The sequence below is a fragment of the Streptococcus sp. 517s genome (genome assembly GCF_054445985.1).
Genome location: NZ_CM136847.1, coordinates 221610 through 236933, shown reverse-complemented (window position 1 = coordinate 236933; position 15324 = coordinate 221610). Strand labels below are relative to the sequence as shown.

At 40.2% G+C, this 15324-nt stretch carries 26 protein-coding genes; 6 read left to right on the top strand and 20 right to left on the bottom strand.

Annotation, left to right across the window (positions count from 1 at the left end; all coding sequences use genetic code 11):
• Nucleotides 1–79: 79 nt before the first annotated feature.
• The 11 genes from ACVX3R_RS01320 to ACVX3R_RS01270 form a co-directional block, all read right to left on the bottom strand.
• The gene (locus ACVX3R_RS01320; RefSeq protein WP_458795184.1) at nt 80–349 is read right to left on the bottom strand and encodes a hypothetical protein; all 270 of its coding nucleotides are present in this window, start codon (nt 347–349) and stop codon (nt 80–82) included.
• Nucleotides 349–1161, bottom strand: a complete 813-nt coding sequence (locus ACVX3R_RS01315) for a PD-(D/E)XK nuclease-like domain-containing protein (RefSeq protein ID WP_458795183.1) — start codon at nt 1159–1161, stop codon at nt 349–351. The genes ACVX3R_RS01320 and ACVX3R_RS01315 overlap by 1 nt, the downstream gene beginning before the upstream one ends.
• Complete coding sequence (locus ACVX3R_RS01310) at nt 1158–2354, bottom strand: DUF1351 domain-containing protein (protein WP_458795182.1); 1197 nt, start codon at nt 2352–2354, stop codon at nt 1158–1160. The genes ACVX3R_RS01315 and ACVX3R_RS01310 overlap by 4 nt, the downstream gene beginning before the upstream one ends.
• Nucleotide 2355: 1 nt before the next feature.
• Nucleotides 2356–3285, bottom strand: coding sequence for a recombinase RecT (locus ACVX3R_RS01305; RefSeq protein ID WP_049490388.1), 930 nt, complete (start codon nt 3283–3285; stop codon nt 2356–2358).
• Nucleotides 3286–3305: 20 nt separating this feature from the next.
• Nucleotides 3306–3443, bottom strand: a complete 138-nt coding sequence (locus ACVX3R_RS01300) for a hypothetical protein (RefSeq protein WP_164497107.1) — start codon at nt 3441–3443, stop codon at nt 3306–3308.
• Complete coding sequence (locus tag ACVX3R_RS01295; protein ID WP_084856297.1) at nt 3440–3619, bottom strand: hypothetical protein; 180 nt, start codon at nt 3617–3619, stop codon at nt 3440–3442. Before ACVX3R_RS01295 ends, ACVX3R_RS01300 begins: the two co-directional genes overlap by 4 nt.
• Nucleotides 3620–3724: 105 nt before the next feature.
• A complete protein-coding gene (locus ACVX3R_RS01290) occupies nt 3725–3868 on the bottom strand; it encodes a hypothetical protein (RefSeq protein ID WP_192831372.1) in 144 nt (47 codons plus the stop codon).
• Nucleotides 3855–4115, bottom strand: coding sequence for a hypothetical protein (locus tag ACVX3R_RS01285; RefSeq protein WP_458795181.1), 261 nt, complete (start codon nt 4113–4115; stop codon nt 3855–3857). The genes ACVX3R_RS01290 and ACVX3R_RS01285 overlap by 14 nt, the downstream gene beginning before the upstream one ends.
• The gene (locus ACVX3R_RS01280; protein ID WP_458795180.1) at nt 4108–4311 is read right to left on the bottom strand and encodes a hypothetical protein; all 204 of its coding nucleotides are present in this window, start codon (nt 4309–4311) and stop codon (nt 4108–4110) included. The genes ACVX3R_RS01285 and ACVX3R_RS01280 overlap by 8 nt, the downstream gene beginning before the upstream one ends.
• Before the next feature lie 16 nt (nt 4312–4327).
• On the bottom strand, nt 4328–4612 hold the full coding sequence (locus ACVX3R_RS01275) for a DNA-binding protein (protein WP_458795179.1): 285 nt from the start codon (nt 4610–4612) through the stop codon (nt 4328–4330).
• 61 nt (nt 4613–4673) lie between these two features.
• Entirely contained in the window at nt 4674–4859 is a 186-nt protein-coding gene (locus ACVX3R_RS01270) for a helix-turn-helix domain-containing protein (protein WP_458795178.1), read from the bottom strand.
• 145 nt (nt 4860–5004) lie between these two features.
• On the opposite strand from ACVX3R_RS01270, the gene ACVX3R_RS01265 reads away from it, so the two are divergent.
• Nucleotides 5005–5328, top strand: a complete 324-nt coding sequence (locus ACVX3R_RS01265) for a hypothetical protein (protein ID WP_458795177.1) — start codon at nt 5005–5007, stop codon at nt 5326–5328.
• Here the strand turns inward: ACVX3R_RS01265 and ACVX3R_RS01260 are convergent.
• From ACVX3R_RS01260 to ACVX3R_RS01245, 4 genes are all read right to left on the bottom strand, one after another.
• Nucleotides 5302–5457, bottom strand: a complete 156-nt coding sequence (locus ACVX3R_RS01260; protein WP_458795176.1) for a hypothetical protein — start codon at nt 5455–5457, stop codon at nt 5302–5304. The genes ACVX3R_RS01265 and ACVX3R_RS01260 overlap by 27 nt on opposite strands.
• Nucleotides 5458–5717: 260 nt before the next feature.
• On the bottom strand, nt 5718–6080 hold the full coding sequence (locus ACVX3R_RS01255; protein ID WP_006151626.1) for an ArsR/SmtB family transcription factor: 363 nt from the start codon (nt 6078–6080) through the stop codon (nt 5718–5720).
• Nucleotides 6081–6122: 42 nt separating this feature from the next.
• Nucleotides 6123–6350: a helix-turn-helix domain-containing protein gene (locus ACVX3R_RS01250; protein WP_006151555.1), complete on the bottom strand. Its 228-nt coding sequence runs from the start codon at nt 6348–6350 to the stop codon at nt 6123–6125.
• Between the two features lie 12 nt (nt 6351–6362).
• Nucleotides 6363–6548, bottom strand: coding sequence for a helix-turn-helix domain-containing protein (locus ACVX3R_RS01245; protein WP_458795175.1), 186 nt, complete (start codon nt 6546–6548; stop codon nt 6363–6365).
• A gap of 148 nt (nt 6549–6696) precedes the next feature.
• Here ACVX3R_RS01245 and ACVX3R_RS01240 point away from each other — a divergent pair, with 148 nt between their 5' ends.
• Complete coding sequence (locus ACVX3R_RS01240) at nt 6697–6921, top strand: hypothetical protein (protein WP_458795174.1); 225 nt, start codon at nt 6697–6699, stop codon at nt 6919–6921.
• Between the two features lie 119 nt (nt 6922–7040).
• Here the strand turns inward: ACVX3R_RS01240 and ACVX3R_RS01235 are convergent, their stop codons facing one another.
• On the bottom strand, nt 7041–7187 hold the full coding sequence (locus tag ACVX3R_RS01235) for a hypothetical protein (RefSeq protein WP_458795173.1): 147 nt from the start codon (nt 7185–7187) through the stop codon (nt 7041–7043).
• A 463-nt stretch (nt 7188–7650) separates the two neighbouring features.
• Between ACVX3R_RS01235 and ACVX3R_RS01230 the strand changes: the two genes are divergently transcribed.
• From ACVX3R_RS01230 to ACVX3R_RS01215, 4 genes are all read left to right on the top strand, one after another.
• Nucleotides 7651–8307 (top strand): hypothetical protein, encoded by a 657-nt coding sequence (locus ACVX3R_RS01230; protein ID WP_458795172.1) that lies wholly within the window; start codon nt 7651–7653, stop codon nt 8305–8307.
• A 296-nt stretch (nt 8308–8603) separates the two neighbouring features.
• The gene (locus ACVX3R_RS01225) at nt 8604–9416 is read left to right on the top strand and encodes an XRE family transcriptional regulator (RefSeq protein ID WP_458795171.1); all 813 of its coding nucleotides are present in this window, start codon (nt 8604–8606) and stop codon (nt 9414–9416) included.
• A gap of 29 nt (nt 9417–9445) precedes the next feature.
• The gene (locus ACVX3R_RS01220) at nt 9446–10117 is read left to right on the top strand and encodes a zinc ribbon domain-containing protein (protein WP_458795170.1); all 672 of its coding nucleotides are present in this window, start codon (nt 9446–9448) and stop codon (nt 10115–10117) included.
• 126 nt (nt 10118–10243) lie between these two features.
• A complete protein-coding gene (locus ACVX3R_RS01215) occupies nt 10244–11311 on the top strand; it encodes a site-specific integrase (RefSeq protein WP_458795169.1) in 1068 nt (355 codons plus the stop codon).
• 206 nt (nt 11312–11517) lie between these two features.
• Here ACVX3R_RS01215 and ACVX3R_RS01210 read toward each other — a convergent pair whose 3' ends face one another.
• The 4 genes from ACVX3R_RS01210 to murA form a co-directional block, all read right to left on the bottom strand.
• Nucleotides 11518–12849 (bottom strand): hemolysin family protein, encoded by a 1332-nt coding sequence (locus ACVX3R_RS01210; protein WP_458795168.1) that lies wholly within the window; start codon nt 12847–12849, stop codon nt 11518–11520.
• A gap of 135 nt (nt 12850–12984) precedes the next feature.
• Nucleotides 12985–13809, bottom strand: a complete 825-nt coding sequence (locus tag ACVX3R_RS01205) for a DNA/RNA non-specific endonuclease (RefSeq protein WP_458795167.1) — start codon at nt 13807–13809, stop codon at nt 12985–12987.
• 40 nt (nt 13810–13849) lie between these two features.
• Nucleotides 13850–14044, bottom strand: a complete 195-nt coding sequence (locus ACVX3R_RS01200) for a DNA-directed RNA polymerase subunit beta (protein ID WP_000739701.1) — start codon at nt 14042–14044, stop codon at nt 13850–13852.
• Nucleotides 14031–15314 (bottom strand): UDP-N-acetylglucosamine 1-carboxyvinyltransferase, encoded by a 1284-nt coding sequence (murA, locus tag ACVX3R_RS01195; protein ID WP_458795166.1) that lies wholly within the window; start codon nt 15312–15314, stop codon nt 14031–14033. Before murA ends, ACVX3R_RS01200 begins: the two co-directional genes overlap by 14 nt.
• Between the last annotated feature and the right edge of the window lie 10 nt (nt 15315–15324).

The following is a 15324-nucleotide window of genomic DNA, read 5'->3' as shown; positions in this document are numbered from 1 at the left end:
TTTACAAGAGTGCACGGCTTGTTTATTTTTGAGTTGTTTACAAAATGGAAACAGTTGGTTTTTGATTATTTTTCCCCTCTTAAAATGGCAACAATTCAATTATGATAAAATCTTCATCAACTACTTTGACTTTATCAACATACGCATCCTGTAACTCTTCTTCTGTGTGATACATTGTTCTGTTTTCAACACTTTCATTCCAACGAATAAATCGAGGTTTGAGTCCAGGCCAACCAGAACGACCAAACAAAGCAATACACTCATCTTTATCTTGATGTATAGCGAATGTAATACCATGTGGGCAGCCTGTGTCATGGGTTGCCAGTATGTCTTTTACTTGTTTACTCATCAAATCACCTCTACACGCTGGCTCAAAGCTTTCGTTTTGCAGTATTCACAATGGCCGCATGGCTTTGCTTTCTCCTCGCCTTTTTTAACCTTATCAAGACGCTGGATGATCATAGACAACTCAGTCAGCTCATAGCCAAGTTTCTCTTGGGTCTGAAAGACGATGGCCCTGGTATCAGGAGCAGATTCCTTAGTCACCGCGTAGATAATAGGGGTGAACTCTTTCCCGTACTGTTCTTCCAGCATTTTCTTATATGCTGCCATCTGCAAGACATACCCCCAAGCCTCGAACCAGCGAACCTGAATATTTCGGCCGCTTGCTTCGTCCTGGACCCACACCATGCTATCAATGTCAGATTTCGTGGTCTTAATATCCACGAAATACCCTTTTTCAACATTGAGACAGTCAATCTTGCCTTTGAATTCCACGCCTTCGATTTTGCCCGTTACAGCAACCTCTTTCTGGCCGACATAGTAGTCCATGAACTGCTTATCAGCTTCCAGTCGCTCGATCATGCGCTGACCAACCAGGAAGTCAGATTTTAACTGACCTTTGGTTTTTCCAGTTTTTGAAATCATGGCATCTGCATTTTCATCCATGAATTTCTTGTGTACTTCTGGACTTTCAAAATAGCTGTGGACCATGTTCCCGACCAAGAGAGCTGTGTTGTCTCTCTGGTCTTCCCATTCTCCTTCCAACTCCGCTAGCGCTCGCGCTTCACACTCTCTAAACCGCTTATATTGCGAGATGGACCAGTAGCGACGTGCAGAGGCTGCCGAATAGTAATCTTTGCCAAGTAAATCTTGTGTCATTCCATTTCCACCTTTTCAGCCTTGCTTTCCATCCCAGACATTACCCGGACAACGATTCCCAATTCTTGAGAAATGGTCTTGAATTGCTCTTTGACTTGACGCATGTTTTTTTCAGGAAAAATTATCTCCATATTTTGATATCGATAACCATATTTTTTAACCACATCATCAGAAGCCGTATTTTGCGATTTTTGGCCCGTTACTTGTTCGCGGGCGCTATTACCCTCCGAACTCGTTTCAGGCTCAAATTCTGGCTGATTTTGGGTGTAGGATTGATTCTGGGTATTTCGTTCTGCTTCCGCTTGAGCTTGTCTCATTTCAGCTGCATCTGCGTGCAGGACATTGATAACATCCAAAACTGATTTACCTTCTTTGAGCATGTCAACGTATTTTTGAGGAGTTAGATCATTATCCTCTGCAATAGCTGTCATTTCCTCGATACGCTTTTTAAGCTCTTCCTTCGCTTTGGTTTTGTCCGCCAAGTCTTTATCGTCCAAAATGGCCTGCAGGATATCCTCCAGCTTGGCGCCCCCTTCATAAAGTCGGATATAGACAACTGGGCCAAAGCCTGCCTTGGCAGCTGCTTCTGTTATCTGGATAAGTCCGGCCTCGCGTTGCTGTTTTTTGGTTGCTTCTTCTGCGACCAAATCAACAATCATCTTAGAGGTCGCTTGATTGATCCGCACATTATCAGCCATGAAGCACTTTTTCTTGCTAAAATCGTCAAAGTAAATAGCAAACAGCTTGATATCGAGATCAACTCCGCTATCTGCGATTGCAGATTCAAAAGCTTCTCTGACTGTTTCCTTGCGAGCTTCTGTCGCTCTCTCTTCAAATTCTCTAATCTGATTTTTGATGTCAGCCTGCAAAGTTTTGATAGGGTCCAGTACAGCATTAACCCATGCTTTCACTTCGTCCAACGGATTAGAGTAGTCTTTCAGTTGATTTTTGAGTTCTTGTTCAATCTGACGTTGCACTCGTCCCAGTTCATCTTTAACCTTGGTATCATCTGACAAGGTTTCTTCTGTCACGATATAGCCAGCGTATTTCTTTTGATAAGCTGCTAAAGCTTGTTCCAAAACCTCCTTTCCTTGGATTTCGATTTCAGCCGCTTTCAGGACAAATCCGACTTCTAAATCCGTTACTGGAACGAGCTCGAGGCTATCCGTTACATCTTTTAATTCTTCAGTCATTTTAGAAATCCTCCCCTTCTAGCATGTCCATTTGACCATTTTCTGGCTCCTTATCAATTACTTCGCCCGTTTCTTGATCAAAATCTGGAACTTCATCTGCTGGGTAGCTTGTATCTGTGGTCGTCAACTCCTGGTTGATAACCTCTTTTTTTGGTTTTTCAGTCACTTCTTCAGAAGCTCCAAGGATACTATCTAATGTTTCAGCCTCTTCTCTCACTGGTTCAGCTTCTTTCATTTGCCGATCATTGTCGTACTCGTCAGCAATTGTGTTATTGATTGCTCCAGCGAACAAGTCGCTGTCATTGCTTGTGTTGATAAACATTTTGGCAGCTCGGTTGATAACCGTACGCATGGCCATCTGGTCAGGGAAGTCGATTTGGACATTTTTCGTTTTCGCCTTAGACCATGACTTGTCAATTTGTTTTTTAGTCATGACTTCAAAGAACTCTTCTCCATCAGTTCGAGTGATGATGCAATAAGCAGCAATTATTGGATTATCTGCGTTCTGCCAATCTGTCTCATGTTTGACTAACTTCTTACGCCCGTTTTCAACTGATACCTCTAGCGTATCCCCTTCGTAGACAACATTAGCAGTAACGTCTTTCACCTCTTGCAAATCTTTAGTAACTTTAATGGTCCCAAAATAAGACATTCTCAATTGGACGTCAGAGCCATATTTGATAAAGTAGCATTGCTTTTTAGCCGGGCTTAGTCCTTGGGTTACCATTTCTAATAATGCGTTATAAACGCTGTCTTGAGTGCATTGTTGGAGCAAATTTCCACTGTTGGAGTTTTTTAGAGCATAATATGCCGAACTCAGTGCATTGCTAACGCTATAATTCGGTGCAATCAGGAGCCCTTCTCCCTTCATCGCTTCGATTCGTGTTGCAACATTTGATGTAACTTGCTTCTGTGTTAGTTCGTTTGTCATTTTGTCTTTCTCCTTAAATTTTAAATTGTGTAAAGCTCTTCGCCTGTTTCATCGTCACAAATTCCTAGACCACCTAGCGCTCTATAATTTTGTGCAACTTGGTTCCAGTAGCTCATATTTTGATAGTATGTTGACTCTGATATTTGTTCGTAACTCATTTCTTTCTTCCTTTCGTTTTCTTCAAATTCCAATTTTCACGCTTCAAGCGTCTGTTTTTGTTTTGCAATTTCAAAATTATGTCTTGTTGTTCGTTGATAATTTTCCCAAGTTCTCGGCCAAGATGGATATAGTCAGACCGCCAATTGTCGATTTCTGCGTGTAATTCTTCAATCATACTTCATCACCCACATATCGACGCCGACCGCATCCGATAGCCACATACTCGCTAGGGTCAAGTTCTTCTCGTGGTTCAGGCGGTTGCATCATATCTCTGTCGTAATCAAACATGAGCATACACCTTCCCTAGTTCCAGGACTCGCTTCACATATCGAACTTTAGATGTCAAACCGAGATCCAGCAATTCGTTTTTTTCTTCATTGTTGGCCAAAAGCCACACACGGTTTTCAAGTTCAATTCTGTTCATCTTCCTGCTCCACCTCTTCAATTTTCACTTCGCTATTTAGACGCTTCATCGCTTCATCTACCGACTTGCCGTCCAGGACGTCCTTGATCATGAGACTGACGTCGTGCATTGTTTGAGCCTTTGCCTTACCTTTTTTATCTTCTGGAAAAAGCCCCATTTCTTCTACGGTCAAAAAAGCAAGACTAAAAGCATGCATTTCTAACTGAAGTTGTTTGATTTTTTTGATTGTTTTTAGTGCTTTAAACATATTGTTCTCCTTGTTCTTTTTCTTCGTAGATGGCCAATCGTTGCTCCAAGTCGTAAATTTTTTGATCACGCATAAAGCGACGCTTGCGCTCTTTGAGAAGGTCCTCGTTAAGCTCTACCGCGACCTCTCTCCAGTCAAGATTCACTTCCTTGATGATTCCCTCAAGACCGAGTTTTAATTTAGTAAGTAATTTCATATTTTCTCCTTTTAATTTATATAGCTGTTTTCTGCCAGTTTTCGTGATACCATTCAATGACGGCATCCCTTGGATATTTCTCACGCTTACCCTCAATTCGTGGGAAATCTGCGTGTCGGTTGAAGCGCTCGTCGAATGTCGTCGTATCCTTGGTTCCTAACAGCATTTCAGAACATTGTGACTTGTTCAGTTCCATCGGATAGCGCTTTTTCTCGTCCGTGATGATAGTCATGACTTTTAGTGTTCTATCCATCAAACCAGCCTCGAACTGGTCTAATAGTTGCATCATTAAATCGTTCATGTTATAATTTCCTTGAATAATTTTGTTGAGCGCCTGATTGCCGTCAGGTGCTTTTTTTGTTTTATCTTAGTTCGTCTATGCTGATTTCCAACGCATCAGCAATTTTGCATATGTTCGGCCAAGAAAGGTATTTCACCTTTCCGCTTTTCAAATCAGAAAAGAAACTTCGATTAACTCCAGCCATCTTAGATAATTGATTGCCATTCAAATTTCTTTCTTGCATGATTCTGTTTAACTGTTCCCACATTTTTACACCTCAGACACTATATGTTGTTAAAAAATATATTTAACTAACAATATGTTGTGTTTTTCTGTTATCTATGTTATAATCATTCTTGACTGAGACCTCTCACCGTTTTAGTCAAAATTTCGATAGAAAGGAGGTTGATAATATGTCTTTCAAAATCAAAGGGCTAGATGATTTTTCTAACCGACTTGATCAACTTTCAGAGAACGCTCAATCCATTTCTGGCACACACGAATATTCTTTCAAAGAAATTTTCTCTGATAAATTCATGGTTGAACACACAAATTTTTCAACCATAGACGAATTTTTGTTATCAAGCCCAGAAAAAATATCCAATGCAGAAGAATTTGAAAAAGCAGATGAAGCAATTCTTGATGTCTTTGTTTCTGAACAAACAAAATTCAAGACTTGGAAAGAAATGATGTCTGCTGCAGCGCAAATCCTAATCATGAAGAAACTCGGTTTCTAATTTCAACTCGACCTCGTCAAGCCGTTTGATTGCTTCTTGCAATTCTTCGGCTTTTTTAATTACTTCTTGACTAGCTTCTACCAACTCATCGACATTACAAACTTTGATGCCGATACTTAAATTCTTCATTTTGATTCCTCCTTTCAAACAAAAGTCCTAAATTTGAAATTTTTAAATTTCTCTCTTTTATTTATTAAGAGAATTAGGAGTTTGTTGTAAGTTAGTATTTATTACTAAGTTAGTGCCGTTAGGCTTAGATTATTGTATAGTTAGTACTTGTTGTATAGTTAGTACTTGTTGTATAGTTAGTACTTATTAGAGGGCAATTTTACACATGGCAATTTTACACATGGCAATATTACACATGGCAATATTTTCCAACTGTATTTTTAAACTTCGTCATCTGTGGATAACTCTTTTTCAAGATTAGTTTTTAGATACTCAAAGTAATCATCTGAGATAGGCATATCTGAAAAAAATCTGTGTACTGAGACACCTTTACCTCTGCCTAGCCCTAAGCGGTATACTCTGAGATAACCAGCTTTCTCTAAAAGTTTAAAGTGCTCATCTACCGTGCGCCTACTTATCCCTAGACGTCGTGCAATCTCGTCAGGATACACAACCCAATCAGACTTGTTAGTCAGTATGACTGCCAAAATCCCTATTGTAGCTGGTTTCAGTTGCTTATCTTGAGTGAAAGTGTTATTGATAGCCGTGTAATTTTCGTGAGTATTTCTTAGAATATACTGCATACCTCATATTTAAGCCCCTTTCTGTAACTCTCGTTTGTCCATTCACACTTCTCCTAGATTATGATTTAATTCGTATTTTTTGCCTAAAAAAATAAAATCCTTTTCGACATTGTATAGTCGAGCAAGTTTGTCTAAAAGATCCATTGGGATTTTTGAACTATCATGCTCATACTTCAACAGTGTTTGTTGATGAATGTTGAGTTTATCGGCGACTTCTTTTGCAGATAAGTTATAATTCGTTCTTAATGCTCTCAATGTCATTTTCGGCACGTTCCTACCTCCTTATCTAAATTCGTCCAAGCTGACTTCCAGTGCATCAGCAATTTTGCACATATTTGTCCACGACATTTCTTTTAATCTTTCAGCCTTAAGGTTTGAAAAATTGGATGGATGGACACCCGATTCCTTAGCCAAACGATACATCGACCAGCCTTTTATTTTTAATTGTTTTTCAATTTTATTCCACATCTAAAACACCATATGTTGTGCTTTTCAAGCACATTACATCCTTTCTTATACAATATATTGACAAACAAAAATGTTTGAGTTATAATATATCCTGACTAGGACCTCTCACCGTTTTAGTCAAAATTTCGATAGAAAGGAGGTTGATAATATGAGTAAGCTTAGCCACAAGCCAAACCACGTTGTTAAGAAACTAACTTGGGCAGATCTCGATAATATTCTATTATCTAATTTTTCAGAGTCGGCTACTGATAAACCTAGCGTAGTAATTCAGTTATCTAATTTTGAAATGTCTAAAACTGAGATTATCGAAGAAGCAACCGCTCAAGGTTATCAAGTTATCGATAATTCTGATGGTTATTTAGAGTTTCTATAGCGAATTTTAAAGATGATATATTTGTACGATTTACATCAATATCTCTTTTTAACTTAGCAATCTGTCCATCAGATTGCTTTTTTCTTTTCCCACTATACGGATACCGTTTTGGTCTCATTTCATACCCTCGTCTTACTTTCCAGCGCCCTGAGTTCAATCTCATGGCTGACTTGTTCTAATAGCTTTTCACACGCTATCTTTGCTTCTCTGTACGTTTTAGATTCACTGATGAAGTAATCAGCAAGTTCGATGATTTTATCTTCCATGGTTGTCTCCAAAAATCAGTCTTAAGACCGATGTAACCCCTTCAAAAACAGTATATATTTATATTATCCTTAACAAGAAAGGAGCTGATGCAAATTGGCAAAATTTTTGAAGGGGACTGTGGTTCAGTGATTCAGTTTGGCTAGGTACCAACGAGTTTTTACTGCGAGTGTGACTGCACGGAGCCTGTCGCTGACTATAAGAGGGACTGCAGCTCTGCTTATAGCGGGACTGACAGATAACTACCGTGCGGCACTCAAAGACTAGCCAAACCACGTTGATTGCAGTGCTGGACGCATGACCAGCGAAGTTTCAACCAGTCGCTTTACACCGACTGTGAAACCTTATCAAAGTGTGCAGGTCTTGATCTAGTGTAAAGTAGGTCAAGGCTTTTTATTATTCAAAATCTCCCCCTCACCCCCTTTCAAATATGGTATAATCAAAATAAAATGATTGGAGAAAAACATGACTGAAAAGATTTGTTTTATTGTAACTGCCATTGGTGAATCCGGAACACCAACAAGAGAACGAGCTGACAACGTATATAGATATCTTATTGCTCCTGTTTGTGAAGAACTTGGTTATAAACCTGTTCGTGTTGACCACGTCAACGCAGTTGATAACATCAACGCTACAATTATCAATTACCTTAAAACTGCTCCTATGGTTATAGCAGATATGACAGACCATAATCCCAACGCATTCTACGAGTTAGGTTTCAGACAGGCGCTTGAACTTCCACTAGTCCCAATCATAAAAGTAGGAGGAAATCTTCCTTTTGATGTTATGACGACTCGTACCGTTTTCTATGATACGGATGTAGCAAAAATCGAAGAATCTAAAGAGAATTTAAAAGCTAAAATACAAAGTTTTAAAAACTTTGAAATGCCTGAGAATCGTGCTGAAAGAAATCTTACACTTGACGATCTCAATGACAATTTGACCAAAAAGCTAAACAAGATACTAAATCTGTTAGAAAACCAACAGTCTTATTCTTCTCTCGTAAACACGCATGATTTTGATCTTAAACCATCAAAAATTGACTATCAGTCAATTATTCAACAAGCCCAAGAGAGGCTCAATCAGGCCCAGAACCATCCATTATTCCCCGAAGATAAGTAATAGCTAGCTCTTGTTGACTTTGAAGTTCAACAATCTCAGCAACTTTTTCATTTATAAGTCTAACCGTCCTCAACACTTCATTGAGGGCTGTTTTTTCGAGCTCATTCATCTTTCTTCTCCTTTCTTTTTTGCTCTTGGTTTTTGTTATTTCCTTAAGCTTGATTTAATTATACTACGATTTAAATCGTAAGTCAATGGTTTTTTCGATTTTTTTCGTAATTTTTTCGAATTTTTTATTTACAAAATCGAAAATAAACGGTATCATATAGTAAAGAAGATAGATAGGAGGGGGAAATATGGCAAGAGGACGAGGAAAATTAACTCCTCAAGATAAAAAGGATATGAAAGTCTTTTCTGCAAATCTTAACTCAATTTTATCTGATAGAAATTGCAAACAAGCTGAGTTGTCTCGAGCGACAGGGATACCGCCTAGCACATTGACAGGATATGTAAAAGGAACTTCTTTGCCGATTCCAGGGAATGTTCAAAAAATTGCGGATTTTTTTGGAGTTCCAAAATCCACTCTAGATCCGAGATTTGTTACTGCTAATCCTGTAATTTACTCTGTCGTTGGAGAATCATGGAATAACCCTATCTCTCCCGCTTCCTCAATCCAAACCATCTACGATGAACTAAAACCACCGAGACAAGACAAGGTCCTGGCCTATGCTGAAAAGCAACTGGACGAGCAGAGGAACGAAGAAACTCAACCAAACGAAGTATCGGAGGTCATTCAGTTATATAGTTACGACTACTACGACCACCCAGCTTCAGCAGGTACAGGACAGTATTTGAACGATGTACGAGTGGAACGGATTGAGTTGCCAGTAGATATTGATGCTGACTTTGTTATACCAATCAAAGGGGATTCCATGGAACCTGACTATCATGATGGTGACCTGGTATTCATTCAGACGAGCGTGGATTTAAATGACGGAGTTATCGGAGTGTTTAACTATAACGGCGATGCTTATATCAAGCAGCTTGTTATTGACGAAGACCAAGCTTACTTACACAGCTTGAATCCTGCATACAAAGATATGCCAATTACACCAGAAACAGACTTCCGAATTATTGGTGAAGTCGTGGATTTGTATAGAGAGAAATAAAAAATCATATAATTTCATTGGAGGTCAATATGAAATTTTGTCCTGAATGTGGCAATCCAGTAGAGGGCTATAAGTTCTGTCCAAATTGTGGTTATTCCATTGCTAACCAAGAACCTGCAGAGCAACCTCAACCAACTACGAAACCAGTTTCTCCTACTCCTGCTGCTAAAAGCAGACGGACAGATAAAGTCGGGCCACTTGAAATTGATAGATATAATCGTACCTATCGGATAAATGGAGCACGCAAAGCGAAAGGTTCGTCTGGTTTGGTCGGAGGAGCAATCAAAGGAACAGCGAAAGTAGGTCTTGCCATGGGGACGATGGGATTGTCTTTGATACCATCCTTGGTCAAGAAAGATAAGAATGACACAGATTGGTATTCGTTTGAGGATTTAGTATCCTATGAATTGATTATCAATAATCAAACGGTTGTTTCTGGAGGAGTTGGCCAAGCATTGATTGCAGGCGCTATGTTTGGTGCAATTGGTGCTGTCGCAGGCGGTATTGTTGCGAAAAGAAAATCAACTTCTAAAATTTTAAACATGACAGTCCGTGTAACCTCAAATGACTTCACCAAACCAGTCGTATTCATTGACTTGATTAGAAAGCCTGTGAAGAATACTTCGAAAGAGTACAAGGAAGCCGTCGAGAACGCTCAGCGAATCATGGGAGCCTTGGATGTTATCGTTCATAACTCGTAAAAAAACAAAAATCCCCACGCTCTCAAAACTTTGGCGAGTCTGAGCGTGAGGCAAACATGTATAGTAAAAGGCATTAAATGGCCCTCTTTACTATACCCATTTTATCAAAAAAATGAGGTAAAAACAATGGCATACTTTAGAAAAAGGGATAATGGTTGGGAATACCGCATCTCTTACAAAGATAAGTCTGGTAAATATAAACAGAAATCAAAGAGCGGATTCAAAACAAAAAAACTTGCTCAAGCAGCAGCAAGGGAGATAGAGGATAATCTATCCGAGAATATTCTGACAGATAAGGATGTCACGCTCTATGATTTTGTTAAAACATGGTCTGATGTATACAAGCGACCGCACGTCAAGGATAAGACCTGGGACACTTATACCAAAAATCTGAAGCATATCAAAACTTATTTTGGAGATTTGAAAGTAAAGGATATTACTCCCTTGTATTACCAAAAACGACTCAATGAGTTTGGCGAAAAATATGCTCAGGAAACACTTGAGAAATTCCATTATCAGATAAAAGGCGCTCTAAAAGTTGCAGTCAGAGAACAAGTGATCAGCTACAATTTTGCTGAAGATGCCAAAGTAAAGTCACAAATTGAAAACCGAGCAGAAGAAAACGACTTCTTGGAAGAAAGTGAATATAAGGCTCTAATTTCGTCCACACGCTCGAATATCCAGTACGTGTCCTATTTTACCCTCTACTTACTTTCAGTCACTGGTATGCGCTTTTCTGAGGCTCTAGGGTTAACGTGGAGTGATATAGACTTACAGAATGGAATAATAGATATAAATAAGTCCTTTGACTATTCCAAAACGCAAGATTTTGCGAATCTAAAAAATGAAACATCAAAAAGAAAGGTCCCAATAGACAAAACCACGATAGAAACGCTGAAAACTTATAAAAAGAAATATTGGCAAGCGAACATAAAAAATCGAGTTTGCTTTGGTGTTTCCAATTCGGCTTGTAATAAGCTGATAAAAAGGCTAGTTGGTCGACCAGTAAGAAATCATAGTCTGCGCCACACTTACGCATCTTATTTGATTTTAAAGGGTGTAGATATTGTAACCATATCAAAATTGCTAGGGCATGAAAGTCCAGATATCACTTTGAAAGTATATTCGCATCAAATGGAAGCACTCGCAGAAAAGAACTTTGAAAAAATTAAAGAAATCTTCCTGATTGCTTGAATTTGGGGCAGATTTGGGGCGAAACCTTAATAAAGCCCATTAAATCAATAGTATTTAATCCGTCTACCGCCTTTCAGTACCTGAATTAACAGGAATTAACCGAATGAAAAGCCCGTAAAATCGGGCTTTTTTTGTTATTCCAAATAGATAGGGATAACTGTGTCTACCATATAGACTTACAAAAAGCAGTGACTCAAGTCACTGCTTTATTCTGTTTCTTCTTCAGTCTCTATTTCAGTGATTTGGACTTTTACCTTGGTAACACGTCCGTTTTTCACCTTGTCGTTGGTTAGGATGATTTGTTTGTTTTGGCTGACCAATTCATAACTGAGTTTTTCAGTCGTTGGAATCATTCCCACACCCGTCAAATAATAACCGGCGATGGTATCAACATCATCACTTTCCAGTTCCACATCAAAGTAGTCATTAAAATCATTAAGATTCATGGTCCCTTGAACGATATAGGTGTCTTCTCCTATTTGATGGACTTCAATTTCAGCCTTGTCAGTCTCATCATCAATCTCACCAACAATTTCTTCTAAGAGGTCTTCCAGAGTTACCAAACCAGCCATTCCACCGTATTCATCTAGTAAGATGGCCATTTGATTTTGGGTATTTCGAAGTTCTTTAAGGAGATCGTCCACAAAGATAGTCTCAGGAACAAACAGTGGCGTTTGGAGAATTCGTTTCCAGACAATATTGTCAAAACCATCCACAAAAGCGGCATTCAACAAGCGCTTGGTGTGAATCAAACCAATAACATTATCCTTATCCCCATCATAAACAGGGATACGTGAGAAATTTTGCTTTAAAATACTCTCGATAATCGTTTGACTGTCATCCTGAATATCCACCATAAAGGCATCTGTTCGGGGCACCATTACCTCACGAGCCATTAGTTCATCTAAAGAAAAGACTCCCTGTAGCATTTCAATCTCATCTGCATCCAGTGTTTCTTCGCTGTTAGTGAGCATGTACTCAATTTCATCACGTGTCATCTTTTCATCAGCATCATCAAAGGTCATTGGCGTCACACGGCTCAATAGATTCGTTGAGGCTGACAAAAGCCAAACAAAGGGACTGACAATTTTCCCCAAACCAATAATGACTGGCGCTGTTCGGATAGCCAAGGTATCTTTCAGATTTAGAGCAATTCTCTTGGGATAAAGTTCCCCAAAAACAATAGAAATATAGGTCAAAAACGCTAAAGATAGAAAGCTTGCAATAGCGGAAGCTGTTTCACTGCTCCCTATCCAAGATGCAATTTCGCGTCCTAGAGTCTCCGCTAAACTGGCCCCAGACAAGATGGTAATTAACGTGATACCAACTTGAATCGTTGATAAAAAGTGGTTAGGATTTTCAAGTACCTTTAACAAACGGATGTAACGTTTGTCTCCCTCTTCTGCCTTTTGTTCTACTCGGGAACGGTTTAGTGACACCATTGCCATCTCAGTGGCTGAGAAAAAAGCATTTAACAAGGTCAAGATAAATAATAATACAAACTGTAGCAACAAATTCTGACTGCTCGGGTCTTCCATAGTCCTTCTCCTAAAATAGTATCTTGTGTTTCATTATATCATAAAATTCTTCAGGATTCACATTATTTTTCATTTAAACAACAACTCCCTGCCTCTAAAAGACAAAGGAGCTGTTTTATACAGTATCCATTGTTTCTAATCCGTCACTGTTACTTGACCTGTTTGATAGTCAAGCTGGATTCCCTTTTGAACATTGGGGATTAGGACATTGAACTCCAATTCGCCATCCGAAGATTTGGCTTCGATTTGTGAAGCGGATGGAACTAGATCCTCATTTGTCGCATAGTGGAGTGTTACGCGGTAACGGACCCTCTTATTTTGGTCCAAGGCTTTTCTGACCAAACTCTCATAGTAGTTCTGACCTGTCGAATCCTCAGCCTGCGCTTGGTTAGCCCAAGCTGTCTGGACTGCAACGTTCTTGGGGTTGCTAGTAGAGGCATCAAAACCATCCAAACCACCTATCAAGGCATAGCCCAGCAGGTGTCCTCTATCAACTGCATGTGTATAGGCCCCCTTTAGATTCTTGACCTGATGCCATCCTGGTGGCGTCCAAGAGGTGGATCCATTTCCAGTCTCTTCACGATTCTTATACTGCCGAGTCACTTTGGATAAGATGGCATTGGCAACAGTTGGAACTGTTTCTTTTCCCACTGTCTTTGTTTTATTATCCGCATAGGGTTTGCTAGAAACCTTGGCATCTAGATTGGTTTTATTGCCATTGACAACAAAAGCCCCTGCTCCATTCCACTCGAGATCCCCCTTGATTTGGTTCTTAATCGACTCAGTTAAGACACTTTCAGCCAGCTCCTTACCGGGAGCTTCTGAAGCTTGTTTTTTCTGACTAACCTTAGTTCGAGGGCTACTTGGTGCCGACTGCATCTGCTTGATATAATAGCTTCCCGCAGCCAAGAGTAAGAATATAAGCAACCCTATCAAAGTCTGTCTTGTTTTTTTGTTCATTTTTCTCCTTATTTCTTTAGAAAAAGACTGGTCTCCCAGTCTAATTTCCTGTAAATTTACTAATCAATTCCTGCCACTTTGCCGGAGACAAGATAGCCCACGGATCCTGTCCCTTTCCTAGGATGCCATAGCCAACCATCAAGCCGATTCCTAAAGCCAGAAATCCTAGCAATAGAACAATAAAAATCAACAGTAGGCGACGGAGTACATAGCGTAAGTTTTTATTCTTCTTCATCATTTGCCTCGATTCGCTGAATCTTCGCTCCTAGCCGAGCTAACTTCTCATGGAAGCGGTAGTAACCTCTATCAAGGTGGACTAGTTTGCCGACAACTGTTTCTCCCTGCGCCACCAAACCTGTCAAAATTAAAGCCGCACTAGCGCGAAGGTCCGTTGATAGAACTTCTGCCCCCTGTAAAGCCTGTCCCCCAACAATACGAGCTGTGTCACGGATAATCTCTGAACGCAAGCCCATACGGCGCATTTCCTCCAAGTGTTGGAAGCGATTTTCAAACACCGTTTCCACCATGGTGGATTCCCCTTTTGCGACTGTCATCAGAGCTGTAAATTGCGCCTGCATATCTGTTGGGAATCCTGGATGTGGTAAGGTTTTTACATGAACAGCTTTGAGATTTTCAAGTTGAGAACGAACACGGATACCTTCTGACTCCTCTGTCACTTCAACACCCATCTCAAGTAGTTTTGAAATCAAGGGACGATTATGCTCCCATACTGCATCACGAACGAGAACATCCCCACCTGTCATAGCTGCTGCTACCATAAAGGTTCCAGCTTCAATACGGTCCTGTACTACAGTATGAGTCGTACCATGGAGGTCCTCGACACCAGTCACTGTGATTGTTTCGGTACCAGCTCCCTTGACCTTGGCTCCCATTTCATTAAGGAAGATAGCGAGATCAACAATTTCTGGCTCACGCGCAGCATTTTCAATCACTGTCACACCATCAGCTAGAGTTGCTGCCATCATCAAGTTTTGTGTTGCGCCGACGCTAGGGAAGTCCATGTAGATATGAGCGCCATGCAAATGGTCTGCCTTGGCTTCAATGTAACCAGCTGCCTGGGTAATCTTTGCCCCCATAGCTGCCAAACCTTTGAGGTGGAGGTCGATGGGACGACTCCCGATGGTGCACCCCCCTGGCATGGATACCTTGGCATGGCCTACACGAGCAAGGATTGGTCCCAAGACAACGATGGATGCTCGCATCTTGCTGACATATTTATAAGGAGCTTCCTCCGTGATATCACCAGTCGCATCAACCTCGACAATATGAGCTTCCTCATCAAAGTCCACCTTGGCATTCAGACCACGAACTACTTGATTCATGGTGAAAACATCTGACAAGATTGGAACATTCTGCAAGACTGTCTTACCCTTGCTTGCTAGAATAGTCGCTGCCAACAAGGGCAAGACTGCATTCTTTGCTCCCTCGATCGTCACACTCCCGACCAGACGATTATCTCCGCCTTGAACCACAATTTTTTCCATAGTTGTTTCC